At 55.0% G+C, this 23103-nt stretch carries 20 protein-coding genes; 7 read left to right on the top strand and 13 right to left on the bottom strand.

The genetic code is table 11. The annotated features are described in order from the left end of the window. Positions 1-67: 67 nt before the first annotated feature. Positions 68-1123, bottom strand: coding sequence for a TRAP transporter substrate-binding protein DctP (gene dctP, locus AC4EYZ_RS15910; protein ID WP_342584101.1), 1056 nt, complete (start codon positions 1121-1123; stop codon positions 68-70). Between the two features lie 187 nt (positions 1124-1310). Between dctP and AC4EYZ_RS15905 the strand changes: the two genes are divergently transcribed. After that, positions 1311-2693 (top strand): aminotransferase-like domain-containing protein, encoded by a 1383-nt coding sequence (locus AC4EYZ_RS15905; RefSeq protein WP_490203876.1) that lies wholly within the window; start codon positions 1311-1313, stop codon positions 2691-2693. 131 nt (positions 2694-2824) lie between these two features. On the opposite strand, the gene moaB is transcribed toward AC4EYZ_RS15905, so the two are convergent. The 10 genes from moaB to AC4EYZ_RS15855 form a co-directional block, all read right to left on the bottom strand. Beyond that, positions 2825-3346, bottom strand: coding sequence for a molybdenum cofactor biosynthesis protein B (gene moaB / locus AC4EYZ_RS15900; RefSeq protein ID WP_490203875.1), 522 nt, complete (start codon positions 3344-3346; stop codon positions 2825-2827). Positions 3347-3351: 5 nt separating this feature from the next. Continuing rightward, complete coding sequence (locus tag AC4EYZ_RS15895) at positions 3352-3684, bottom strand: DUF1244 domain-containing protein (RefSeq protein WP_088701875.1); 333 nt, start codon at positions 3682-3684, stop codon at positions 3352-3354. 103 nt (positions 3685-3787) lie between these two features. Further along, the gene (locus AC4EYZ_RS15890; protein ID WP_490203874.1) at positions 3788-4888 is read right to left on the bottom strand and encodes a formate dehydrogenase subunit gamma; all 1101 of its coding nucleotides are present in this window, start codon (positions 4886-4888) and stop codon (positions 3788-3790) included. An 11-nt stretch (positions 4889-4899) separates the two neighbouring features. Continuing rightward, positions 4900-5514, bottom strand: a complete 615-nt coding sequence (fdh3B, locus tag AC4EYZ_RS15885; protein ID WP_022521832.1) for a formate dehydrogenase FDH3 subunit beta — start codon at positions 5512-5514, stop codon at positions 4900-4902. A 64-nt stretch (positions 5515-5578) separates the two neighbouring features. Then, complete coding sequence (locus tag AC4EYZ_RS15880; protein ID WP_009285876.1) at positions 5579-8431, bottom strand: molybdopterin-dependent oxidoreductase; 2853 nt, start codon at positions 8429-8431, stop codon at positions 5579-5581. Positions 8432-8455: 24 nt separating this feature from the next. Further along, positions 8456-8656, bottom strand: coding sequence for a twin-arginine translocation signal domain-containing protein (locus tag AC4EYZ_RS15875; protein WP_022521831.1), 201 nt, complete (start codon positions 8654-8656; stop codon positions 8456-8458). 66 nt (positions 8657-8722) lie between these two features. Continuing rightward, positions 8723-9337 carry a TorD/DmsD family molecular chaperone gene (locus AC4EYZ_RS15870; protein WP_041159346.1) on the bottom strand — a complete coding sequence of 205 codons (615 nt, stop codon included), beginning with the start codon at positions 9335-9337 and terminating at the stop codon, positions 8723-8725. A 4-nt stretch (positions 9338-9341) separates the two neighbouring features. Further along, positions 9342-11069 (bottom strand): 4Fe-4S dicluster domain-containing protein, encoded by a 1728-nt coding sequence (locus AC4EYZ_RS15865; protein ID WP_490203873.1) that lies wholly within the window; start codon positions 11067-11069, stop codon positions 9342-9344. 199 nt (positions 11070-11268) lie between these two features. After that, positions 11269-11901, bottom strand: coding sequence for a DUF3306 domain-containing protein (locus AC4EYZ_RS15860; RefSeq protein WP_490203872.1), 633 nt, complete (start codon positions 11899-11901; stop codon positions 11269-11271). Further along, positions 11898-12338 (bottom strand): DUF3305 domain-containing protein, encoded by a 441-nt coding sequence (locus AC4EYZ_RS15855; RefSeq protein ID WP_490203871.1) that lies wholly within the window; start codon positions 12336-12338, stop codon positions 11898-11900. Before AC4EYZ_RS15855 ends, AC4EYZ_RS15860 begins: the two co-directional genes overlap by 4 nt. Positions 12339-12536: 198 nt before the next feature. On the opposite strand from AC4EYZ_RS15855, the gene AC4EYZ_RS15850 reads away from it, so the two are divergent. From AC4EYZ_RS15850 to AC4EYZ_RS15830, 5 genes are read left to right on the top strand one after another with little or no spacing between them, the layout of a single operon-like run. Next, a complete protein-coding gene (locus tag AC4EYZ_RS15850; RefSeq protein ID WP_022521826.1) occupies positions 12537-13412 on the top strand; it encodes a formate dehydrogenase accessory sulfurtransferase FdhD in 876 nt (291 codons plus the stop codon). Then, entirely contained in the window at positions 13409-14035 is a 627-nt protein-coding gene (mobA, locus tag AC4EYZ_RS15845; protein ID WP_009285880.1) for a molybdenum cofactor guanylyltransferase MobA, read from the top strand. The genes AC4EYZ_RS15850 and mobA overlap by 4 nt, the downstream gene beginning before the upstream one ends. Beyond that, positions 14032-15303: a molybdopterin molybdotransferase MoeA gene (gene moeA, locus AC4EYZ_RS15840; protein ID WP_039857293.1), complete on the top strand. Its 1272-nt coding sequence runs from the start codon at positions 14032-14034 to the stop codon at positions 15301-15303. The genes mobA and moeA overlap by 4 nt, the downstream gene beginning before the upstream one ends. After that, entirely contained in the window at positions 15300-16352 is a 1053-nt protein-coding gene (gene moaA / locus AC4EYZ_RS15835) for a GTP 3',8-cyclase MoaA (protein WP_022521823.1), read from the top strand. The genes moeA and moaA overlap by 4 nt, the downstream gene beginning before the upstream one ends. 3 nt (positions 16353-16355) lie before the next feature. After that, entirely contained in the window at positions 16356-17372 is a 1017-nt protein-coding gene (locus AC4EYZ_RS15830; protein ID WP_141440604.1) for a CobW family GTP-binding protein, read from the top strand. Here the strand turns inward: AC4EYZ_RS15830 and AC4EYZ_RS15825 are convergent. After that, the gene (locus AC4EYZ_RS15825) at positions 17369-20077 is read right to left on the bottom strand and encodes a bifunctional diguanylate cyclase/phosphodiesterase (RefSeq protein ID WP_490203870.1); all 2709 of its coding nucleotides are present in this window, start codon (positions 20075-20077) and stop codon (positions 17369-17371) included. The genes AC4EYZ_RS15830 and AC4EYZ_RS15825 overlap by 4 nt on opposite strands. A gap of 204 nt (positions 20078-20281) precedes the next feature. Between AC4EYZ_RS15825 and AC4EYZ_RS15820 the strand changes: the two genes are divergently transcribed. Beyond that, entirely contained in the window at positions 20282-21184 is a 903-nt protein-coding gene (locus AC4EYZ_RS15820) for a LysR family transcriptional regulator (protein ID WP_022521820.1), read from the top strand. Positions 21185-21198: 14 nt separating this feature from the next. On the opposite strand, the gene AC4EYZ_RS15815 is transcribed toward AC4EYZ_RS15820, so the two are convergent. Beyond that, positions 21199-22716 (bottom strand): NCS1 family nucleobase:cation symporter-1, encoded by a 1518-nt coding sequence (locus AC4EYZ_RS15815; RefSeq protein ID WP_009285884.1) that lies wholly within the window; start codon positions 22714-22716, stop codon positions 21199-21201. Positions 22717-23103 lie beyond the last annotated feature (387 nt).

The following is a 23103-nucleotide window of genomic DNA, read 5'->3' as shown; positions in this document are numbered from 1 at the left end:
AACCTCGATGGGAAGGCAATCCGGCCTATTACCGGATTGCCAGCGCGCGGAACCGTAAGGTAGGAACTCAGTCAATCAAGCCAAGTTCTTGCATGAATTCGATTTGGCTATTGAGAATTTCGTTAGCCAATTCGTCATCTCCAGCCGCTCTCCTCCATGCATTCATCGCGGTCGGGCGCCCTTCTGCAATGAGATCGGGGCTCAAATGGGTGATCTGTACGCCTTGCGCTTCGAACTCTTCGAGAGCAACAGTATCCTGGGCAAGGATGTGCTGCCGTAAAGAAGACGAAATCTCACGGGCAGCCACTTCCAAGGCCGCTTTGTAAGAGTCAGGTAAACTATCGTAAGCCGCTTGGTTCGCTACATAACTGGTAGCTGTCGTGGGTTGGTGAAAGCCAGGTACAGCTATATATCCGGCCACTTCTCCCAAGCCTGCTTCAAAATTAGCGGTCAGGTCGCCGCGATCGGCAAGATCAATGACCCCTTTTTCAAGTGCTTGATACACCTCTGCCGTAGGCAACCCTGTCGTAGACACACCAAATTCGCTCATCACCGTGCTGGCCAAGCCAACGAAACGGCCTTTTTTGCCATCCAGATCATCCAGAGATTCGATAGGAAATTTAGAATGGATGGGTTCTTGCCCATAAACCGTAGGTGCAATGTAGTAGAGACCTGCTGACGCATAGGCCTGACGAGCCAGCTCAATTCCCCCTTTCTCATAGAACCAAGCTTCGTACTGGTCAGACTCAGGAAAACCAAACGGTACTGTGCTGGTGAACGCGAAAGCAGGTATAGAACCTGCTTCATAGCCGTCAAATGTCTTCATCATCTGGAAGGCACCTGCACGTACAGCTTCAAATGCTTGGGCCGATGGCGCTAATTGTCCACCGGCGAACAATCGAATTTCAAATTTCCCATCAGTTAATTCGGATACCCGCTCTACAAATTTTTCTTCGTATTCATAGGGCGTTGTCCCCGCATCCCAAAGCGCCTGCATTCGCCAGTTTACGCTGGGCAGATCCTCGGCAATAGCAACAGAAGGAGCCACACAGGCTGTCACAGTGGACACAGCTGCGATCGTTTTTAAAAAGAACCAGCTTTTATTTATAGTTGTTAAGTTCACGATGCTCTCCATGGTGAATGGCAGTGCTATTAGCGCTAACTAGAGACTGCTGCATCACCGATTATTGTTAGAAATAAAACATACTCTTATCTTAAGTTAGGGTGATAGAGAAAACTGGACAAGGTACAATATTCAAAATTGACCCATGTACTGTACCCTTTCATTAATGGGTACAATTGAGCATTTTATGAAGCAAAAAACACCTCGAGCGCAACAAGTTGCCAATACAGTTATTGAGCGCATTGAGCAGGGGCAGCTAACGGCGGGGACAAGGTTACCCTCCATTCGCAATGCAACCCTGAGCTTTGGGGTTTCAAAAAATACTATAATTGATGCTTACGACCGCTTAGTCGCGACCGGATATATCAGCCCTCGGCGCGGTTCTGGCTTTTATGTGGAAGCAACCAGACCAGCTCACCCAGCTATCAAGCCTGAACATTTTACTGAAGCGGTCGACTTGGTTTCTCTATTAAGAGAACAATTGAATCAGCATTATGAAGTCAGAGCCGGAGATGGACGCCTGCCGGCAAGTTGGATGGAAAGCTCGGACATACGCCGCTATTTCAAACGCAGCAATCAGGATAATGACGCCAGAGATGAGTTCGAATACGGCAACCCTCAGGGATTGATCGGCCTGCGAGAAGATATCGCCAGAACGCTAAACGATCGTGCAATTAGCGTTCATCCAAATCAAATCTTGATGACGTTCGGCGCCAACCATGCACTCGACCTGATTGTTAGGCATTTTGTAGAGCCCGGTGAAGTGGTGCTAGTTGAAAGCCCTGGTTATTACCCAATGTTTGGTAAATTACGCCTACAGCGTGCCAAAACCATCGGCATCACTAGAGGGCCTCAAGGGCTGGATCTCGATATGCTGGAACAGAGTATCCGGGAATACCGGCCAAGGCTTTTGTTTGTTCAGCCTATGGCTCACAACCCTACCGGCACATCCATGTCTCTCCAGAATATGCATGCCTTATTACGTATCGCTGAACAGCATGATTTAACCATCATTGAAGACGACCCTTTTGGTGATATTCTCCCCCGATCAACGCCCCACCTTGCTTCGCTCGATGGCCTTAACCGAGTCATATACGTTGGCACTTTTTCCAAAACGCTATCTGCCAGTATGCGTTGTGGCTACATTGCAGCTAATCAGACGCTGGTTCGGTCACTGATTGATATTAAAATGCTCACGGTGGTTACCAGTTCAAGCATTATTGAAAGGATGATCCATGAAATGATCATTCATGGTCGCTATCGTCGCCAAATGACTCGTTTACGCGAAAGAGTGGCCAAGGCTAGCGCAGCAGCGATCTCCTCGTTGAGAAATATTGGTTTCAACCAAATTCAGCCACCCACCGGGAGTTACTACATTTGGTGCCCTTTACCAAAAAGCGTAGACGGCCTTGAGCTAGCAAAAAAAGCCTCTGCACAGGGGATTTTCCTAGCACCTGGAAATTTGTTTACTTTAGGCAATGACGAGTCAGGGTCAGCTCTTCGAATCAATATTGCTCTAGCGAATCACCCTTTATTACTAAACTTTCTAAAGGAAGAAGCACTGAGCTAGCTGTTTAAAACCAATGCAGCTATTGCATTGACACTAACTTTCAAGAGCGCGACGACAGCGCAACCCCAATACAAGTCGCCACGCAAACTTGTTGCTACAGCAAGCGGCAGCCTGGAAAATATGCCACTCATTCAACCATGCTGGCCTCGACCTGGGATGACCAGATTAGCGAAGTTGCAGGGTTTGTGGCGGCTATCCAATTGCTCTGCCAGAATGCCGTCCCAGCCGGTGCGGCAGGCGCCGGTTGAGCCAGGCAGGCAGAACACTACCGTGGCGTTGGCTAAGCCGCCGAGGCAGCGGCTCTGGATGGTGGAACTGCCAATTTCCTCACCACTTAGCTGACGAAAGCGTTCGCCAAAGCCTTCAATACGCTTATCCAGCAGCACCGAAATAGCTTCGGGCGTGGAGTCACGGCCGGTAAAGCCGGTGCCGCCGGTGGTAATCACCACCTGCACATCCGTCTCGGCGATCCAGTTCGCGACCACCGCGCGAATACGATAGACATCGTCAGGCACGATGCGCTTTTCAGCGAGAGTGTGACCGGCGTTGGTTAGCCGCTCGACCAGGGCTTGACCGCTACGATCCGTCTCTTCCGTGCGGGTATCCGAGACCGTGAGTACGGCTATGTTGAGGGGCACCATTGGCTCACTCATCGACATCACCCTTGTTTGGCTGCTTTCTTTTTGGCGTGGTGTGCTTCCCAGGCCGCCATTTGCTCAGGCGTAGCGGGCGGCTGATAAAGCTCCTTCCACTCGCTGTAAGGCATACCGTAAACGTACTCACGTGCCTCTTCGTAGTTGAGGCTTTCATCCCGCGCTTCAGCGGCACTCACCAGCCATTTAGATAAACAGTTACGGCAAAAGTCCGCCAGGATCATCAGATCGATATTCTGGACATCTTTGTTATCGTCCAGATGCTGTAGCAAGCGGCGAAACGCGGCGGCTTCAAGCTCGGTGCGCGTGGTTGGGTCTAACTCATCAAACGCTGACATAACCGTTCCTCTCATACATGGCTTGGGTTATTTAATAATTTAAGGTGAAGCATAACAAAAGACACCGCCGAAAGGCGGTGTCTTAGCGACCATTAAATGCTTATTAACTGGTTCGCGTTGCCGACGGCTCATTGCTGCCGCCAGATGACTTGCGGGCCGCCACCTCTTGTTCCGATAGCGTTTGGTCTTTGACCTCTTCGTACCAAAGATTATGGTGCTCTTTGGCCCAGGTCTCATCCACATAGCCTGTGGTCATACCTTCTAGCGCGCCTTCGGTACCCAACGTGCCGATATAGATATGCCCGAGGGAAACCGCCGTAAGCCCCAATGCGCCAACTGCGTGGATAATATTGGCCCACTGCATGGTGTCACGGCCCTGTTCGAAGTTGGGGAAGTCGAGCACGAAGCCACTGGCAACCACTAAGATTCCCACCGTCGCTAACAGCCAGTACCAGGCTTTTTCACCACCGTTGGCAAAACCAGCATCCACATGCTTTTTGCCAATCATACCGCCGCCTTTCTTGAACCATACCCAGTCGTGCTTTTTAGGAATATTGTCTTTGATCAAGCTGACCAGCAGGATCACCAGCAGAATGCCAAAGATCGGCCCTAGGTAGTTATGCAGCACTTTTGTCGCCGCAATCATCCAGGCCCAAATCCCATCGCCAAACAGTGGGCGGAACACGAATTTACCGAACAGCAGCGTCATCCCGGTCAGCGCCAGAATGATAAACAGCGTTGCTACCGTCCAGTGCAGCGCGCGTTTCATCAGCGTCCAACGCAAAAGTAGACGCCCCGTGCGCGGCGCCTCAAGCTCTTTACGCCCGACAATGAAGTAGAACAGCGCGATCAGCGCCGCCATGCCAAATACCGCAATCAAACCAAACGGCGACACCCAGCGGTTGCGAATCTGCCGCCAGGTTTCACCGCTTGCATTGATCAAGCTGTAGTCGCTTTCATAACGCGAGTCACGGTAGTTAGGCCCGGTCTCTCCACTGCGTACCTGACGCCACTGGTCGGCGGTAATGCCGGGGGCAGCGGTGTTCATTTCACGGTCAGGATCCGCTTGAGCCAACGCCACTTGCGTGAAGCCGAGGCTAAGCACCAGAGCAAACGCCACCAACATAAAGCGCCAAATACCCAGGGCGAGCCCTTTACCTGAGCGTGGCACCCCACCGGATGCCTGTGCAGTCAACAGGTTCATGACACGCCTCCTTACCCTTTATGGGCAGCATCATAGGCTAGGTTGTCGGCACTGGCCTGAGGGTTATTAGACCAGGCGCCATCTTTGTGCCCGCGATGGACAACACGCTGACGGAAGATATCGGCCACGTCTTGGGCATCACCGGCAAGCAGCGCTTTGGTGGAGCACATCTCAGCACACAGCGGCAGTTTACCTTCGGCAATACGGTTGGAACCGTACTTCTCGTACTCCTCTTCTTTGCTTTCGGCCGGGCCGCCCGCGCAGAAGGTACATTTGTCCATCTTGCCGCGCTCACCAAAGGCATCCTGCTGGGGAAACTGCGGGGCGCCAAACGGGCAGGCGTAAAGGCAGTAACCACAGCCGATGCAGAGGTCTTTGTCGTGCAGCACGATGCCGTCATCGGTTTTGTAGAAGCAGTCGGTGGGGCACACCGCCATGCAAGGGGCGTCGTCACAGTGCATGCAGGCGACGGAGATGGACATTTCATCCGCTTCACCGTCGTTGAGCGTGACCACGCGACGGCGCTGAATGCCCCACTCGACATCGTTGGCATTTTTACAGGCGGTAACGCAGCCGTTGCACTCAATGCAGCGTTCGGCGTCACACATAAATTTCATTTGAGCCATGGTGTTCTCCTCATGCCGGTGCGGGATGGCTCCCGCACCGCCGTGCTGTCAGGTCGGTCGAAGCTTAAGCCCGCTCAATGCGGCAGATGGTGCACTTGGTCTCTTGCATCAGTGTCACCGGGTCATAGCCGTAGGTGGTGGCGGTATTGGCCGCCTCACCAATGATGTACGGATCAGACCCATCCGGGTAACGGTCACGCAGGCTTTCGCCCTGGAACATGCCGCCAAAGTGGAACGGCATAAACGCTACGTTACGATCGACGCGAGGAGTGACCAGGGCTTTGACCTTCACACGGCCCCCTTCTGCCCCTTCTACCCAAACATCGTCACCATCTTTGATGCTGAGGTCGTTGGCGTCCGCCGGGTTAATTTCGACAAACATCTCCTGCTGCAGCTCGGCAAGCCACGACATGGAGCGCGTCTCTTCACCGCCACCTTCATACTCAACCAGGCGCCCAGAGGTGAGAATCATTGGATACTCGCCAGTGTTGTCGCGATCCTGAATGGTTTTGTACATGGTCGGCAGGCGCATGATGGAGTCGAAGTCGTCCCAAGTAGGGAAGCGTTCAACCAAATCGCGACGCGTGGTGTAGAGCGGCTCACGGTGCTTCGGCACTTGGTCGGGGAAAGTCCAGACCACAGCGCGTGCCTTGGCGTTGCCGTAAGGCGCGCAGCCATGCTCAATGGTGACACGCTGGATACCGCCAGAGAGGTCGGTTTTCCAGTTTTTGCCTTCCGCCGCCTGTTTCTCTTCGGCGGTCAGGTCGTCCCACCAGCCTAGGTCTTTGAGCAGTTGGTCGTTGAACTCTGGATAGCCGTCGTCGATATCGCCACCTACCGGCGCTGAACCTTCCGCCAGAAGGTTGACGCCGTCACGCTCGATACCAAAACGGGCACGGAAGCCCATGCCACCTTCCATCACCGGCACGCTGGTGTCGTAAAGGTTAGGCGAGCCTGGGTGGCCGAACTCTGGCGTGCCCCAGCAGGGCCACGGCAAGCCGTAGTAATCACCGTCCGCCGGGCCGCCCTCTGCGCGCAGATTCTCGAAGCTGAACGTGTGCCAGTTTTTCTGGTGCTCTTTGAGGCGTTCGGGGCTTTGCCCGGTGTAACCGACCGTCCACATACCGCTGTTGATTTCGCGCAGAATGTCATCGATGAGCGGCTCGTCGCCGTTCATCTGGTAGTTCTTGACCAACTCATTACCGAAGCCCAGCTTACGAGCAAACAGGTACATGATTTCGTGGTCGGGCTTGGACTCAAACAGCGGCTCAATCACGCGGTCACGCCACTGAATCGAGCGGTTAGTCGCGGTGACACTGCCTGTGGTTTCGAACTGGGTGGCCGCTGGCAGCAGATACACGCCGTCGCTGCGATCATGCATAACCGAAGCAACGGTAGGATAAGGGTCAACGATGACCATCATCTCAAGCTTCTGCATCGCTTTTTGCATCTCGACGCCGCGAGTCTGGGAGTTAACCGCGTGGCCCCAGTAGAACATTGCTTTCAGCGCGGTACGCTGGGAGATATTCTCGTCCTCTTCGAGCACGCCATCGACCCAGCGCGATACGGTAATACCGGCAGTGTACATGGGCTTACCATCGGCATACTCGGTATCGTCATAGCGGCCTTTAAGCCACTCGTAGTCGAGATCCCACACCTGCGCCCAGTGCTGCCAGGCACCTTCCGCCAAACCGTAGTAACCAGGCAATGAATCGCAGCCAAGGCCCAGGTCGGTCGCCCCCTGTACGTTATCATGGCCACGCAGGATGTTAGCGCCGCCGCCCGCCACACCGATATTCCCCAGCGCCAACTCAAGAATGCAGTAAGCGCGGGTATTGTTGTTGCCGGTGGTGTGCTGGGTGCCGCCCATACACCAGACCACACAGCCAGGCCGGTTGTCGGAGAGGCGTTTAGCGACATCGTACATCTCGGCTTCGGGGACACCGGTGACTTCTTCTACAACGCTGGGCGGGAAGTTGGCGACTTCAGCGCGCACTTCATCCATACCGTAAACGCGCTGATTGATGTACTCGTTGTCTTCCCAGCCATTTTCAAAAATGTGCCATAACAAGCCCCAAATATAGGCGACGTCCGAACCGGGACGTAGACGCACGTATTTGTTGGCCTTGGCGGCAGTACGGGTAAAGCGAGGGTCAGCGACGATAATGTCGCAATTGTTGCGCTCTTTAGCGATCAGGATATGCTGCATCGCCACCGGGTGCGCTTCACTGGGGTTGGAGCCAATGAACAGAATCGCCTTGCTGTTATGCATGTCGTTGAGCGAGTTGGTCATCGCTCCATAACCCCAGGTATTCGCCACGCCGGCCACGGTGGTGGAGTGGCAGATACGCGCCTGGTGGTCGGTATTGTTGGTGCCCCACAGCGAGGCAAGCTTGCGCATTAAATACGCCTGCTCGTTGCTGAACTTAGCCGAGCCCAACCAGTAAACGCTGTCCGGGCCGTGCTCTTCGCGCAGCTCAAGCAGTTTGTCGCCAATCTCGTTAATGGCGTCATCCCAGCTCATACGCTCCCACTCACCCGCGACTAACTTCATTGGGTACTTGAGACGCCGCGTGGAGTGGCCGTGCTGGCGCAGCGAAGCACCTTTCGCACAGTGCGCGCCACGGTTGATAGGGTGATCAAAAGCGGGTTCCTGCTTAGTCCAAATGCCCTCTTGAACTTCAGCATACACGCCACAACCTACTGAGCAGTGGGAGCAGATGGTGCGTTTGGTCTCGACCGGCGAGTCCAGCACGGGGGTTTTATCGGCTGCTTCTGAGCGCTGCATCATGGGCGCACTCATAAAGCCAACGGCGGCCATACCGCCAGTGGCTGCACCGCTGCGTTTGAGGAACTGGCGACGGGAAATACCCAGCCCTGAGGCCTTGGGGGTGTCTGTTTTGCGAGTTAAGCGCATGGCAAATCTCCTGGCATTCCGCCGTCAGTCACGCAGCGAGGCGTAATAAGCACGGACGTGATCAGTCTCACGGTAGTTAACCGTTGGTTTTTCGTTTTTCACCGGGGCAGTGTCAGCCTGTGCCAGAGTGACATGACCGACTGCCGCCGCGGCGCCAGCAGCGGCGGTTCCCAACCCAACGGTTTTCATAAACCGACGGCGCTCAGCGTTGTGTGACGGTTGCATGGGTTTCTCCTCTTGCATGCTTTTTTATGCGGGTCTTTTTTTGCTGTTTCTTTTATGAAGCCTGCGTTAAGGCTCAAGAATACGCACTGGCGTATGGCCCGCATCAACCCTCAAGCGAGCCTGTTCGCTCTCCATAAAAGCGCTACCCAACTGCCCCAGCGCTGCATAGAAAGCGGTGTCTACCTGCCCCAGGTCGGCAAAACAGCTGGCCGCCCAGGGGGCTAAATGTTGGCTAAAGAAATAACCCTGCTCAGAGCTTTCGGCGTCGATCAGCATCGCCATCACTTCACACAGGGCAGCCAGATGATCTTCCGGATCCCGGGTATGCTCACTGCGTTCAAAGCCAAGCACTTTTAGGTCTTGGCGCAGCGCCACCAGCGCCGCCTCCATCAATTCGCCGTTGCGGTACCAGGAGGCGTAGGGCACCACCTCACCTTGAATCACACCGACCAAGTGGCGAAAGTGAGCTCGCTGCAGTCTCTCAGCATCCGCACCGTTGGCCGCTACCGCCAACGACTGCCAGCACTCTGCCAGGCGGCTACCATCTTGCTCGATAGTTAGCTCAGCCAACCAGTCGAGTAGTTCTGGATCTGGCGCTTGGCGCAGTAGCGTGGCTAACAGCCGGTAGATATCGGCGCGTAGCGCATCCGCTTCTTTGAGCGTGGGCAGTGCATCCGTCATCGGCTTATACCTTCAGTTGCGCGTCAGGGTCGCGAATCATGGTTTTCCAGACATCTTTTACCCGGCAGTCTTCGCACATTTCCAGGCGGATCATCGCCTCGCCGGCGAAGTAGGGGTGGTTAGCCAATTTCTGTTTAATAGTAGCGACCGTGCTGACAGTGGCAAACGGCTTACCGCAGTTGATGCACTCAAAGGCCGCTTCTTCGTGACAGATGTGGCGCGTTTCTCGGGCATTGGATGCCAGAAAGCCTGGCATCAGAGTAATCGCATTTTCCGGGCAAGCCTGCTCACACAAACCACACTGCACACAGTCCGCTTCAAGGAAGCTCAGCGCGGGCGTTTTGCCGCCTGATTTTAATGCCGGGGTCGGGCAGTTGCTGACACAGGCGTGGCAGAGCGTGCAGGCATCGCTATCGACTTGAATGGCGCCGTAGGCAGCGCCTGCTGGCATAGCAGCCCGCTCGCCGTTGGGGTTGCCCAATTCAGCCAACCGCGCTAGCACACGGTTAAAGCGCGCACGCTTTTCTGGCTCAGGCAGGCTTAGCGGTGACTCTGTCAACGGGGTGAGTGCCGGTAGCGCATCCCTGCCTGCATCATCGGCTATCTCGATCAGCTTTATGCGAGCACGGTCATGGCCTAGGGCGTCCAATAGGGCATGCGCTTGAGTGAGCTGATCGGTCAAAAAGGCGCTTAAGCGGGCGGGCATATTGGGGTGCAGTTGGATACGCACTTCGGCGGCACCGGCGGCCAGAGCGGTTAGCCACTGGTCATGGCCCGCTGCGCCCAGCTCTTCTAGCGGTGCGTCGATGACATGACCTGCGGGCACTACGCCCGCTGCGCGCTCAGCGTCTTGGGAATCATGGGTAATAAAACGCAGCACCGGCGCTTGACCACCCGCTTCGCGGTAGGCGCCCAGCCAAGCAGAGAGCGTATCCTGCTGGCGGCGCGTTTCCGGTAGGCGAAATTCGATAGCGCCAGTGGGACAGGCACTGGTGCAACTGCCCACGCCTTGGCAGAGAAAGGGATCAATCTCGATGTGAGATTCAATCCGCCCCTGAATGCTGGAGATGGCATCCGCAGGGCAAACATCCAAACAGCGGGTACAGCCAATGTTGCCGCTGGTAGAGTGGGCACATAAGTCGCTATTGACCTGAAAATAACGCGGCTTGTCGAATTCGCCCACCAGCCCCACAAAATCGTCGAGGATGTCGTTGCGCTGCTCGACATTCTGCCACTGCATTACCACATAGCCAGGCGGTGGTAATTCCACCGGTAGGCAAGGAGAGGCATTTAAATCCAGGACTAGGTCAAACGCCTCTCTCTCGATCAGCGCACGGGCAAGATCAAGCGGCTCATCGCCATCAAGCAGCGTTTTGAACATGCCCAAATGGCCGCTAATGCGCAGCTTTTCTGCCTGGGCGCGGGTTAGCGCCTGGGTGGTGAGGATCTCGGTGGCAGCAAGCAAATCGCTATCGTTTACCCCGTCGTCAACATTTGCGGCGTTGGGCGCGGTGAAAACCAGCGTCAATGAAGCCAAACCACGCCCTTGCAGAATACGCGCGGCTTGTCGGGTATCGCGCTCACTGCCGAGCAGCAGCGCATGACCACGGCTGTGATAGGTCACATTGGCAGGCGTTAGGTTAGCGGGCCACGAGATACGCTGGCGTACCGTCTCCCGAGCCTCGGCATTGCGCTGGTCGTCTAGCGACGCCAGTTGGATTCGTTGATTCATGCGCTCTCACGGTCAGTGAATAATTCTTATTATAATTTTGAGTTATACTATCTAACTATTGTGGCATAACAATGCATAGAAGCTAAGTTCAGCCTATGGCGAAATACGTATTTTGCCAAATTAATTACCGTCAACGCTGCCAACGCTGGCGACTGTTAACACACCCAATAATTTTATTTTTATAATTTTATCACTAATCTCATGTTTTCGTCTTAGGATCAGATAAATAATCAGACTGGTCGTCTAGTAAGGTGTTTTCTACAGTTTTGACACCATCATCGCGAGGTGTTGAGGAGTCGTCCTCTAGCGCGACCGGTTTCTCACTTGTTTGCTCGTTCTCTGCCAACTCTTTTGGGGACTCGGGCTCGTCTAGCGACTTATCAACCGCCTCTTCCACTTTATGCGTCCAGCGGCGCAGTTTGCTGGCGAGCTCGGAGTCCATGGGCTTTAACAGCTGATTGTAGTCGGCATCATAGTCATCCAGGCCGTCGCGAACGTTGTAGTTGCCGGTGGCCCACAGGCGTTTCAAAGCACGCCGCCGCAGGGCTCCGCTTACTCCTGGCACCATAAAGGCGCTGAAGTCGCTGCCCGCTTCCAGCGTTTCAGGGTCGGGCAAGGTGTGGTCTAAGCTGCCGGGCTTAGGTGCTGGTTCTGAAGGCGATTGTTCTGCAGGAGACTGTTCTAGTGATGCCTGCTCTGGCGCTTCCTGCGCGGCATCAGGTGAAATATCCGATTTGGCCGCCAGTTCCTCAACGGGCTCTGTAACCGGCGGCGCATCTTGCTCTTGGGGAACGTTGCGTTTTAGGCGCGACCAGCGCTCTAGGCGGCTCATTGCGGCTGCTCCTTGGTGGGGGTCTCTTTGGCGCGCCCCGCTCCTTTGCGTTTTTTCTTGCGCATCTCCATCGGCGCTTCGCCGTGGCGTGCGAGGTAGCTCTCAATCCAGACCTGAATGGCCATGGGCATTGATGCTTCGAGCACCTGCTGCTCACCGTCCATCCAACCGGCTGCCACGTCCTGACTAGCGGTAATCGCATCAGGTTTGGGTGTTTGCCCAGTAAAACCCGCTCGCACAAATAGCCGTGGGGTGGCAGACGTCAGGTTGAAACGGTAGGCAGCACGCTCGGTCATCGACAACTGCAGGTTAAGCACATTGGGGCCCTGATCACTCAGGGTAAGCTCTGCAATACGCCACTGGGTTAGCGTAAAGCTTTTCACCTGCTTAGCCTCGGCGACCAGGGTGATACTCAGTGAACGTAAATTATCAGACATCGCGTTAAACCCCTTAGCGAAGTATCTAAGCACAGCACTTGAGCACAGTACTTAAGCGAAGCACCTAGACTTTGAACGGATAGCAGTCGAACAGGTAGACAAGTAAGCCTCTCCAGCGCCATCATCGTCAACTCTGACCTTTTTACTCAGGTATTTTATCAGGCTCAGATGCTTTCATATCAGCAGCGAGGATTGCGGATGCACGCCCTTCAGTTAAGCCGAGCCCGCTTACCGGCCACTACCGAGATCAGCATCGTTGACGAGTATGGCGATGCACGCCAGCAGGCGATTGCCGCTGAAAGAGCGTTGACGGTCTACCTCAACAAGCGTGAAATTGTCACTTTGATGACCTTGGGTGACGACCCGGAGGCTCTGGTGGTCGGCTATCTGCGCAATCAGGGGCTGCTGAACGCCGCGGCTGATTTAGAGGCCGTGCAAGTCGATTGGGAAGTAGAAGCCGCGGTAGTGATTACTCGCCATCTGCCCGAGGATTTAGAAATACGCTTAAGCACCCGTACGGTCACCACCGGCTGCGGCCAGGGCACGGTATTTGGTAAACTGCTCGACCAAACCGCTCTCACGGCGCTACCCGATACTCAATTGGCACAATCCACGCTTTATCAGCTGCTGCAAAACCTTAACGCCTACAACGAGACCTACCGCAGCGCTGGCGCCGTTCATGGCTGCGCGCTGTGCCAGCAAACCGACGTACTCGACTTTGTTGAAGACGTAGGACGGCATAACGCGGTGGATACCTTGGCGGGGCGCCAATGGCTACAACAGGCCGACAGCGCCAATGCGGATATTTTCTACACCACCGGGAGACTGACTTCCGAAATGGTACTCAAAGTGGCACAAATGGGCATTAGCGTGCTGGTTTCTCGCTCAGGCGTCACCCAAAAAGGCGTCGAACTGGCCGAACGCTTCGGCGTGATGTTAATTGCCCGCGCCAAAGGGCGCCATTTCCAAGCGATCAACACCCAAAACCGTTTAGCCCTGGACGCTATTCCACCGCGCCCATCCCATGCCCGTTCATCGCAAGAATACCGCTCATCAAAAAAGGCAAGCTCATGATCCCTACTCACGACCTCACTGGCATGGTTCTCGCGGGCGGCGAAGGGCGCCGAATGGGCGGTCGTGACAAAGGGCTGGAGCCTTTTGCGGGCCTGCCACTCGTCGGCCATGTGGTGAAGCGCCTTGAAGGTCAGGTGGCCGAGCTACTGATTAACGCCAACCGCAATGCTGACGCCTATCGCTTTTTCGCCGATCGCGTTATAGCGGATGTTGTAATGGACGGTGCCGAAGGCGGCTTTAAAGGCCCTTTGATGGGGATCTATAGCGGCCTGCAGGCGGCAAAAACGCCGTGGCTACTGGTCGTTCCCTGCGACTCCCCCGCCCTACCTGACGATTTAGTGGCGCGCATGGTACAAGGTATTGGCCAGCATGATATCGCTGTGGCTTTTGATGGCGAACGGCTGCACCCGGTAGTTGCACTACTGCGTACCTCGCTGGCCGATGATTTGGCCGCCACCTTGGCCGAGGGCGAGCGTAAGATCGATCGTTGGTATGCTCGCCATGCTTGGTGCAAGGTTGATATGTCGGACTGCCCTGATGCCTTTGCTAACCTTAATACTGAGGAAGAGAAGCTGCACCTGGAAAAAGTACTCATGGGTTCTTCGAGCAAGGAGGTGAAATGACCCTCTCCTGCTTTGATCTTGGCGAGCAGATGCTCAGCGTGGACGAAGCGCGTCAGGCGCTCGCCACCTTGATTGAACGCCCGCTGGGCAGCGAACGGATTCCGCTGGCGCAGGCTCATGGTCGCCGATTGGCCACAACCGTGAAAGCCCCCATTAACGTGCCGCAAAATACCAATGCGGCCATGGACGGCGTAGCGCTAGCCTTGCCCAGAGAAGGTGTTGGAGCCAAGCAGACCCGCTGGCCGTTGGCTGGAGAGGTGTTGGCCGGTCAGTATCGCCGCGAATTAGTACCTGCCGGTCACTGTGTACGCATCACCACCGGTGCCCCACTGCCGCCGGGCACCGATACCGTGGTGATGAGTGAACAGCTCCGCGAACCGTTAGATGAGCAGCCTGGGCATGTGATCATCGCGTCGCCAGAACTCCTCAAACACGGCCAACATGTTCGCCAGGCCGGTGAGGATATTGGTCTCGGCGACACGGCACTGCCTGCGGGAGCACGGCTCGATGCGGCGGCCCTAGGGCTTTTAGCGTCGTTAGGTTACGCAGATGTTGCCGTATGTCAGCGCCCAAGGGTGGCGATCTTTTCCACTGGCAATGAAGTCGCTGCTCCCGGTGAGCCGCTGCCCAAAGCAGGTATATACGATGCCAATCGCTTCACCCTGATGGGCTTGCTTGCCGAACACGGCGCCGATGTCATTGACCTGGGCATTCTCCCAGACGATTTAAACGCCATTAAAACGGCCCTTGAAGACGCTGCAGAGCAGAGCGATTTGGTAATCACCAGCGGCGGTGTTTCCGTTGGCCAGGCTGACTTTACCCGTGAGGCTCTGGAACAGTTAGGCCGCCTAGCCTTCTGGCGGGTAGCGCTGCGACCTGGGCGCCCCATGGCTTGCGGCTGGCTGGGTGAAAAGCGCACGCCGTTTGTTGGCTTGCCCGGCAATCCGGTGGCGGTCATGGTAACCTTTCTACAGTTTGTCTCGCCGCTGCTGGATCGGCTGTATGGGCAGCCGACATCAACACCCCATCGCCTTACTGCGATTGCCGACACCGCCATAAAAAGTCGCTTGAAGCGCACTGACTTTATCCGTGGCGTTTACCATACTGATAGCGAAGGACGGTTACTCGTGCGTAGTACCGGCGCCCAGGGTTCGGGCATTTTAACCTCGATGGTGGCTGCTAACTGCTTGATTGAGCTTGCCGACGACCAGGCAGGCGCCCAGCCAGGCGAGGTAGTCAGCATACAACCACTAACGGGATGGCTATGACCGAGCAACGACCCGCACAACCACAAGCTAATCAGCAGCGATCTGTCCAGCCAGACGCTGACCAGCAACTGATCGACGACTTTGGTCGGCGCATTAGCTACGTGCGCATCTCGGTCACCGATCGCTGCGATTTCCGCTGCGTGTACTGCATGAGCGAGGAGATGACGTTTCTGCCCCGCGCCCAGGTACTGACGCTGGAAGAGATCGCTATGGTGGCGCGCGCCTTCACTGAGTTGGGGGTCGAGAAAATTCGCCTTACCGGCGGCGAACCGCTGGTACGCCGCGGCATTGAGCAACTGGTCGATGAGATCGGCGCCATGCCAGGCCTTAACGACTTCACCATGACCACTAACGGCGCCAGCCTACGCAAGCACGCCAAGCAGCTTTACTCAAGCGGTCTGCGGCGGCTGAACATTAGTCTGGACTCGCTAAATGCGGAGCGCTTTAAGCAGCTCACCCGCACCGGCGATTTAGCCAAAGTGATCGACGGCATTCATGCCGCCCAGGAAGCGGGCTTTAAACGCATCAAGCTCAACGCGGTGATCTTAAAAGGTCGCAATGACGACGAAGTAATCGACCTGGTCACCTTTGCACGCCAGGAAAACCTCGATATTAGCTTTATCGAAGAGATGCCGCTGGGCGATGTTTCTGACCACTCACGGGCGGAAACCTTCTACTCCAGCGATGACGTTCAAGACTTGATCGAAACGCGCTATCCGCTGATCCCCACGACCGAAACCACACCCGGCCCATCGCGCTACTTCAAGATGGCCGATAGCGACAGCCGGGTTGGGTTTATTTCCCCCCATAGCCACAACTTTTGCGATACCTGTAACCGGGTGCGCGTGACCGTGGAAGGCCGTTTGCTGCTGTGCTTAGGCAACGAACACTCGGTCGACCTTCGCGCCGTGCTGCGCCGTCACCCCGGTAATATGCAGGCGCTAAAAGAGGCGATCATCAACGCCCTGCCGCTTAAGCCAGAACGCCATCACTTCACCACCGATGGCGATGTGCAGGTAGTACGCTTTATGAATATGACAGGGGGCTAGGCGTTGGCAGCGTCAGAACGGTTGGCAAAAGTGCCGGTGCATATCATTACCGGCTTTCTCGGCAGCGGTAAAACAACGCTTATCCACAGCCTCATCGAACAGAAGCCTGTGGATGAAACCTGGGCCATTTTGGTCAACGAGTTTGGCCAAATCGGCATCGACCAGGCGATGTTTGATGCCCGTGACGATGTGGTGGTGAAGGGCCTTCCCGGCGGCTGCCTTTGCTGCCAGCTCGCCTTTGTACTGCAAGCGGCGCTGGTGAATTTACTCGCACGCAGCAAGCCTGATCGCGTCATCATCGAGCCCTCAGGCCTTGGCCACCCGGCAGGTCTGTTGGATCTACTGCGAGGGGAAGCCTTCCAGGAAGTGGTCGAGGTACGCGATATTATTGCTACTCTCGACCCACGCCGATTAGATGACGCCCGCTCCCGAACGCACGACACCTTCCGCGACCAGCTCGATATGGCCGATGCCGTGGCACTCACCATGCTCGACCAGAGCACGCCCGAGCAGCTCGGCGCCGCTCATGCGTTTGTGGCACAGCGCTGGCCGCCGCGTAAATGGGTGCAGGAAGCTCCCCAAGGCGAACTACCCATAGGACTGTTGACCCAGAGCGGACGCGCCGAAGGGAGCGATATCAGCGTACCCGCCAACCATCAACAGTTGGCGGCAACACCCAGCTTAGCCGGGTCTTTTTTTGATTTTCCGCCCCCGCCCGGCAAGCCCCAGCGTGAAACCGGCACTTCGCTGGGCTACACCAGTACGGGGTTACGTTGGCACCCAAGCGAGCGCTTCGACCTGGATAGCTTGGCCACCTGTTTGGGAGAACTCCCCAGAGAGGCACGCATTAAAGGCGTGTTTCATACCGATAGCGGCTGGAAACGCTTTAACCGCGCCGGAGGTACGCTGAGCGTTGAAAGCAGCGCGTGGCGGCAAGACTCCCGGCTGGAAGTTATTCTTCCCGATACGAGCCCCGCTCTCGATATCGAAGGCCAACTCCGCTTACTGACGCTGGGTTAAGCGCCCGTAATCAATCTCTCGATGGCCTCTGCAGTAACCGGCCGCCCAAACAGATAGCCTTGATAAGCGTGACAGTCGTGCGCCAGTAGCCACGCCTGCTGCGCTTTGGTCTCTACGCCTTCTGCAATGACCTCTAGATTGAGGCTCTCTGCCAGGGCAATGGTACTCTCGACAATCGCTGCGTTGGCTTGGCTTTCGAGCACCTGCTGCACAAAGGATTGGTCAATTTTCAGTTGATCCAGCGGCAGTTGCGCTAAATAGGCCAGGGACGAGTAGCCGGTGCCAAAATCATCCAGAGAGAAGCGTACACCGCGCGCTTTAAGGGCAAGCATTTTATCTCTGGCGTCGTCTCGCGCTTCCACAAACAGTGACTCGGTCACCTCCAGTTTTAGCCGCTGAAGCGGCGCCTGAGTGCGCGCAAACACCCCCTCTACACGAGCCAGAAACTGCTCATCGCGAAACTGAAGCGGACTAATATTCACCGATATGGTCAGTTTGCTGAGCTGTGGATGCTGCGCCCAACGCGCTAATTGATAGCAGGCATCTTCCAATACCCATTCGCCTACATCATTTATCAGCTCATTGCTTTCCAGCAGCGGAATGAAATCGCCTGGTGAAACAATGCCGCGTTCAGGATGATGCCAGCGCAGCAGCGCCTCAACGCCAGTGATCACGCCATGGTGATCCACTTGGGGCTGATAATAGAGCTGCCACTGCTGGCTGGCCTGCGCTTGGCGCAGATCCGCTTCTAATTTCACATGGGCCAGAAGCGCAGCCTGCATCGAGGGGTCAAAAAAGCACACGCCATGGCGGCCGTTGTTCTTAGCCTGAAAGAGCGCCATATCTACCTGCTGCAGGTAGTCATCCACGCCGTACTCATTGCTGGCCATGATCGCAATACCAATACTCCCCGTCACCGTGATGCTCTCTTCGGCCAGAGTGATTGATTCGTTAAGAGTTGCCAGCAGCTTGTGCGCAATACGCTCTGCCAGCCGGGTGGTTTGAGCGTAATTGCTATCCACGCCTTCGATTAATACCGCAAATTCATCGCTTCCCAGCCGCGCCAAGGTATCGGTATCGCGCAACATCTGCCCCATTCGCCGAGCAACGCTCTGCAATACTTGATCCCCCGCATAGTGCCCCAGAGTGTCATTGATTTGCTTAAAGTTATCGATATCGATAAATAGCAGTGCGCCGCAACGCTGATGGCGCTGAAGCTCTTTAAGGGCATTACCTATGCGATCCATAAACAGCCGCCGGTTGGCCAACCCGGTTAAGGTGTCATAAAATGCTAGCTGATGAATCTCTTGTTCAGCGGCTTTACGCTCGCTGATATCGCTCATGGTGGCCACGTAGTGAGTTAAGGTGCCCTCAACGCTGTAGACAGCGCTAATGGTTAGCCACTCGGGAAACAGTTCACCATTCTTACGCTGGTTCCATATCTCGCCTTCCCAGTTGCCGGTTTTGATAACACGCTTCCATAAACGGCGGTAAAAGGCGGCGTTTTGTAGCCCAGAGCTAAACATGCGCGGATTGTTACCCACTATCTCCGCTTCGCTATAGCCGGTAATGCGGCTGAAGGTCTCATTCACCTTAAGAATGATGCCCTGTGGATCGGTAATAAGGATGCCTAAGTGCGTCTGGAAGGCGGCAGCGGCGATTTGGGCCTCGGCACGGGCCTGTTCACGCTCCTCAATACGCTGACGTAGTTGATGCGACAACGCTAAACGATTCAGGTAGTGGCGCGCCCCCCAAGCACCCAGCAGGGCAATCACTGCCGTCACCAACATTAAAATCAAAGCACGCTGCCGCCAGGCCGAGAGCAATTCGTGAAGATCAACGCCAACCACAGCCAGCATCGGATACTTGCCTACTCTCAGCATGCGAAACAGCCGTTTGCGGCCATCAATAGGTGAGTCAATGTTGATTGACCATGTGGACTCACCACGGGTAAGCCACTCGGCCGTTTCTGGGCTCTCAATTTGACTGCCAATCGAAAATGGCTTTTCGGGGGTCGGGTAGCGAGCAATAAATTTTAATCCGGGGTCGACCAGGGCAATGCTCTCGCCGTCATAGACACTCATCTGCTCCAGGGCGTCGGCAAACACTTCAGGTACAATGCTAGAGATGACCACCCCAGCAAACTCGCCGGACGAGGTTTCTAATCGTCGACCATGGTACAAATAGTAGCGTTGGTCACTGATAGACCAGTAAAGCGGGGTAATCAGTTCTTCTTGTCCTGCTTGCTTAAAGGCATTAAACAACGTCGTATCGCTGATATCAGCACCTGCTCTTCGGCTGCTGCGGCCACTCGCCATTACTCGGCCTTCAGCGCTCAACACAGCGATTTCGTCCACCATGGGCACATACAGGGTCAGGTTTTCTAGCGAGCGCTGAAGGGCCTGGGCATTATCGCTATCTGGCATGCCTTGCAGGGTTAGCATCTCAGCAAGCCCAAAAAGCGCTTGCCCGCTTTGTGCAAATACGCCTTTTGCCCACTCAGCAACCACATTAGCGCGGGCGGTAATCCGCGACTCGGCGGCCTCAATTTCTTGCCGATACTGTTCACTCAGCAGCCAGCCGAAAAGCACCATCATGACAAGCAGTGCTAGCAGATATAGCGCAATCACATGGCGGCGCTGTTGGCGATAAGTCTTGGTGGCTTTCAATACATCATCATTTACATCATTGGAGGTAGCGGACATCGCGCAGAAGCCTTATTCAGGTAACCCAGGGGGACACCTGATACAGTGTAAAAAGTAACTAAAAATGATACATAACACGCGCTGACACGTGGCTTTATCCGATAGTGCCGCGGTGCTTTTAGGATGTATATCAGTTTTTATCACCGTTAATGCCCTGAAAAGCGTGACGTTATGCATGGATAGCCAATCTACCAGGAAATTGTTATGGCATCGCTGGGCCAAATGAGCGACTACGAGATACGCCTAATCCGTATTTTTAAGACGGTCGTTGAGTGCGGTGGCTTTACCGCGGCGGAAACCACGCTGGGCATTAGTCGTTCGGCGATTAGCCAACACATGAACGACTTGGAGGGGAGGCTGGGGTTTTCGCTCTGCCAGCGGGGGCGTGGCGGGTTTAGTTTAACCGAAGAGGGTAAAGAGATTTATCAGGCAGGGTTAACGCTACTGACCGCGCTTGAAACGTTTAAAAGCGACGTTAACGCGCTGCATCAAACGATCAAAGGCGAGCTGAATATCGGCATCACCGACAACCTGGTAACGCTACCCGCCATGCACGTGACCAACGCCCTGGCAGAGCTTAGCGCGCCGGAGCATGAGGTAACGCTGCACATTCATATGGAGCCTTCTGACGCGGTCATTAGAGGCGTCATGGATGGCCACTTGCACGTCGGCGTAGTGCCTGCAGTGAACCTGCCCACCAGCTTAGAAGCGCGGCACCTTTACGACGAGCCATCGTATCTTTACTGCGCGGCTGGCCATCCGCTGTTTACGGAGGACGACGACACGCTCAGTGGTGCTGATATCGCCCAACACTCGGCTATTTCGCCCCGCTATCCGCTACCGGTTGAGGCCCGACAGGCGCATGATGCGCTAAGCCTTCGTGCCTCAGCATCCGACCGAGAAGGCGCCGCTTTTTTGATTCTTACCGGGCGATTTATCGGCTTTCTGCCTGAACACGTAGCTGCACAGTGGGTGGCAGCGGGCAAGATGCGAGCGTTGCATGCCAACACGCAGCACTACCGCATCCCCTTTGTGCTGATCACCCGCCACGACCGCCGCCCCAACCGAGTGGTCGATGCGTTTCTACGCTTAATCAAAAGCAGCTAAACCCGGCAGTATGTTTAACGCTGCTCGGTTGCCTCATTGGCCATTATCGGCGCTGGCCCCGCCTGGGGCGATGACGCCAACACTTGGCTTGCCACATAGTAAACAATTGCCCCCAGCGCCGAGCCGGTAAACCAGCCGTAGTCGTAGAACCAATTCATGGTGCCAGTTAACAGCGATAGCAACGTAAGCGCCACCGGCACGCCAAAGGCGATAAAACCCGCGATGTTCACCGCAGGATAAGCATGGTTATCCATATACAGGCTGGGCACATCCAAACGCTGCTTTTTGATCAGGAAGTAGTCCACCGCCATGATGCCCGCGATGGGCCCCAGCAGGCTGGAGTAACCCAGCAGCCAGTTGGAGTACATCTGCTCCAGAGAAACCCCTGGCGGAATAACGCCCGCTTTTTGCAGCAGATCGTAGCCCATCAACAACACGCCCACCGCGCCAGTCATCAGCACGCCGCGCGTCTGGTTAATCAATTTGGGCGCAATGTTCTGAAAATCGTTGGTAGGCGACACGATGTTAGAAGCCGTATTGGTAGAGATCGTGGCGATAATGATCAACAGCATCGCCAGTACCACCCAGAAGGGGCTGTCGATATAGCCAATCAAACGTACCGGGTCGGCAACGGTTTCCCCTACCAGCGTTTCGGAAGCAGCGGTTAACACGACACCGAGTGCGGCAAAGAAAAACATCGTTAGCGGCAGCCCAATCACCTGACCAACGATCTGATCTTTTTGGCTTTTGGCAAAGCGACTGAAATCGGGAATATTCAGCGACAGCGTGGCCCAAAAACCCACCATGGCGGTTAAGCCCGCGAAGAAGTAGCCGTATACCGATGCCCCTTCAGGCCGCGACGGCGGCTGTGCCAGTAGTTCGGACATCGACATATTTGGCCACGCCCATATCATCAGCCCAACACCAACGGCTAACAGCAGCGGTGCGGCGAAGGTTTCCAACCATTTAATCGACTCTGCACCACGAATCACCACATAGAGATTCATCGCACCAAAGACAAAAAAGCCGATGACTTCACCAACACCGCCCATCGCAGCCCAAGCGGGAATCAACTCGGAGAGCAACAGATGAATGGCCAAACCGCCAAACATGGTTTGAATACCAAACCAGCCGCAGCCGACCAGGGCGCGCACCAGACAGGGTACGTTGGAACCTAAAATACCGAACGAAGAGCGTAAAACCACCGGAAAAGGAATACCAAACTTCGTACCGGGAAAGGCGTTTAAGGTAAGAGGAATCAGCACGATCACGTTGGCCAACAAAATGGCAAACAACGCCTCCCCCACGCTCAGCCCGAAGTAGGCGGTTAATACCCCGCCTAGGGTGTAGGTGGGCACGCAGATCGACATGCCTACCCAGAGTGCCGCAATATTCCACTTACTCCAGGTGCGCTCGCTGGCCTGGGTAGGCGCAATATCCTCATTAAAGCGCGAACTACTGCGTACATCGTCCCCTACATCTAGCTCTATCAGCCCACCTCGATCCACCATCTGAGAGGTTGTTTCGGTCATTTTTTATCTCCTCAGCATTGCGTTATTGCGCTGCCTAGCTCCCACGGCCAGTGGAGCTTTTCAAAAAGGCGCTTAGAAATCATGGCTTTTAGAAACCATTGTTTTTCAAAACCATCGTTCTTAGAAACCATAGCTTTTAGAAAACAAGCAATAAGCATGCCTACTTGAAAAAGCAGGTCAATTAACTCATTGATTAAAAAGCTGCCTTCCTGGACAACATTATTATTGTTAGCTTGTTATCTTTATATTTTCCCCACCTAAAACAAAAACCAACTAAACAAAGCTAGATCAAAAAAAATATTTGCACCAATTTCAAACAGAAAAAAACCAAAAACACTCGCTATAAATATACCAAACCAATGATTTTAAAAGAATAAAAAAACCATC

The organism is Vreelandella sp. 162(4c) (assembly GCF_058152265.1).
Note: the sequence above shows the minus strand (reverse complement) of the source record. Positions and strands in the feature narration are given on the sequence as shown.

Bases quoted from the DNA above. Each gene is read 5' to 3' on its own strand.
- AC4EYZ_RS15905 (WP_490203876.1), top strand. From the start codon at position 1,311: ATGAAGCAAAAAACACCTCGAGCGCAACAAGTTGCCAATACAGTTATT.
- moaB (WP_490203875.1), bottom strand. From the start codon at position 3,346: ATGAGTGAGCCAATGGTGCCCCTCAACATAGCCGTACTCACGGTCTCG.
- AC4EYZ_RS15895 (WP_088701875.1), bottom strand. From the start codon at position 3,684: ATGTCAGCGTTTGATGAGTTAGACCCAACCACGCGCACCGAGCTTGAA.
- AC4EYZ_RS15890 (WP_490203874.1), bottom strand. From the start codon at position 4,888: ATGAACCTGTTGACTGCACAGGCATCCGGTGGGGTGCCACGCTCAGGT.
- fdh3B (WP_022521832.1), bottom strand. From the start codon at position 5,514: ATGGCTCAAATGAAATTTATGTGTGACGCCGAACGCTGCATTGAGTGC.
- AC4EYZ_RS15880 (WP_009285876.1), bottom strand. From the start codon at position 8,431: ATGCGCTTAACTCGCAAAACAGACACCCCCAAGGCCTCAGGGCTGGGT.
- AC4EYZ_RS15875 (WP_022521831.1), bottom strand. From the start codon at position 8,656: ATGCAACCGTCACACAACGCTGAGCGCCGTCGGTTTATGAAAACCGTT.
- AC4EYZ_RS15870 (WP_041159346.1), bottom strand. From the start codon at position 9,337: ATGACGGATGCACTGCCCACGCTCAAAGAAGCGGATGCGCTACGCGCC.
- AC4EYZ_RS15865 (WP_490203873.1), bottom strand. From the start codon at position 11,069: ATGAATCAACGAATCCAACTGGCGTCGCTAGACGACCAGCGCAATGCC.
- AC4EYZ_RS15860 (WP_490203872.1), bottom strand. From the start codon at position 11,901: ATGAGCCGCCTAGAGCGCTGGTCGCGCCTAAAACGCAACGTTCCCCAA.
- AC4EYZ_RS15855 (WP_490203871.1), bottom strand. From the start codon at position 12,338: ATGTCTGATAATTTACGTTCACTGAGTATCACCCTGGTCGCCGAGGCT.
- AC4EYZ_RS15850 (WP_022521826.1), top strand. From the start codon at position 12,537: ATGCACGCCCTTCAGTTAAGCCGAGCCCGCTTACCGGCCACTACCGAG.
- mobA (WP_009285880.1), top strand. From the start codon at position 13,409: ATGATCCCTACTCACGACCTCACTGGCATGGTTCTCGCGGGCGGCGAA.
- moeA (WP_039857293.1), top strand. From the start codon at position 14,032: ATGACCCTCTCCTGCTTTGATCTTGGCGAGCAGATGCTCAGCGTGGAC.
- moaA (WP_022521823.1), top strand. From the start codon at position 15,300: ATGACCGAGCAACGACCCGCACAACCACAAGCTAATCAGCAGCGATCT.
- AC4EYZ_RS15825 (WP_490203870.1), bottom strand. From the start codon at position 20,077: ATGTCCGCTACCTCCAATGATGTAAATGATGATGTATTGAAAGCCACC.
- AC4EYZ_RS15820 (WP_022521820.1), top strand. From the start codon at position 20,282: ATGGCATCGCTGGGCCAAATGAGCGACTACGAGATACGCCTAATCCGT.
- AC4EYZ_RS15815 (WP_009285884.1), bottom strand. From the start codon at position 22,716: ATGACCGAAACAACCTCTCAGATGGTGGATCGAGGTGGGCTGATAGAG.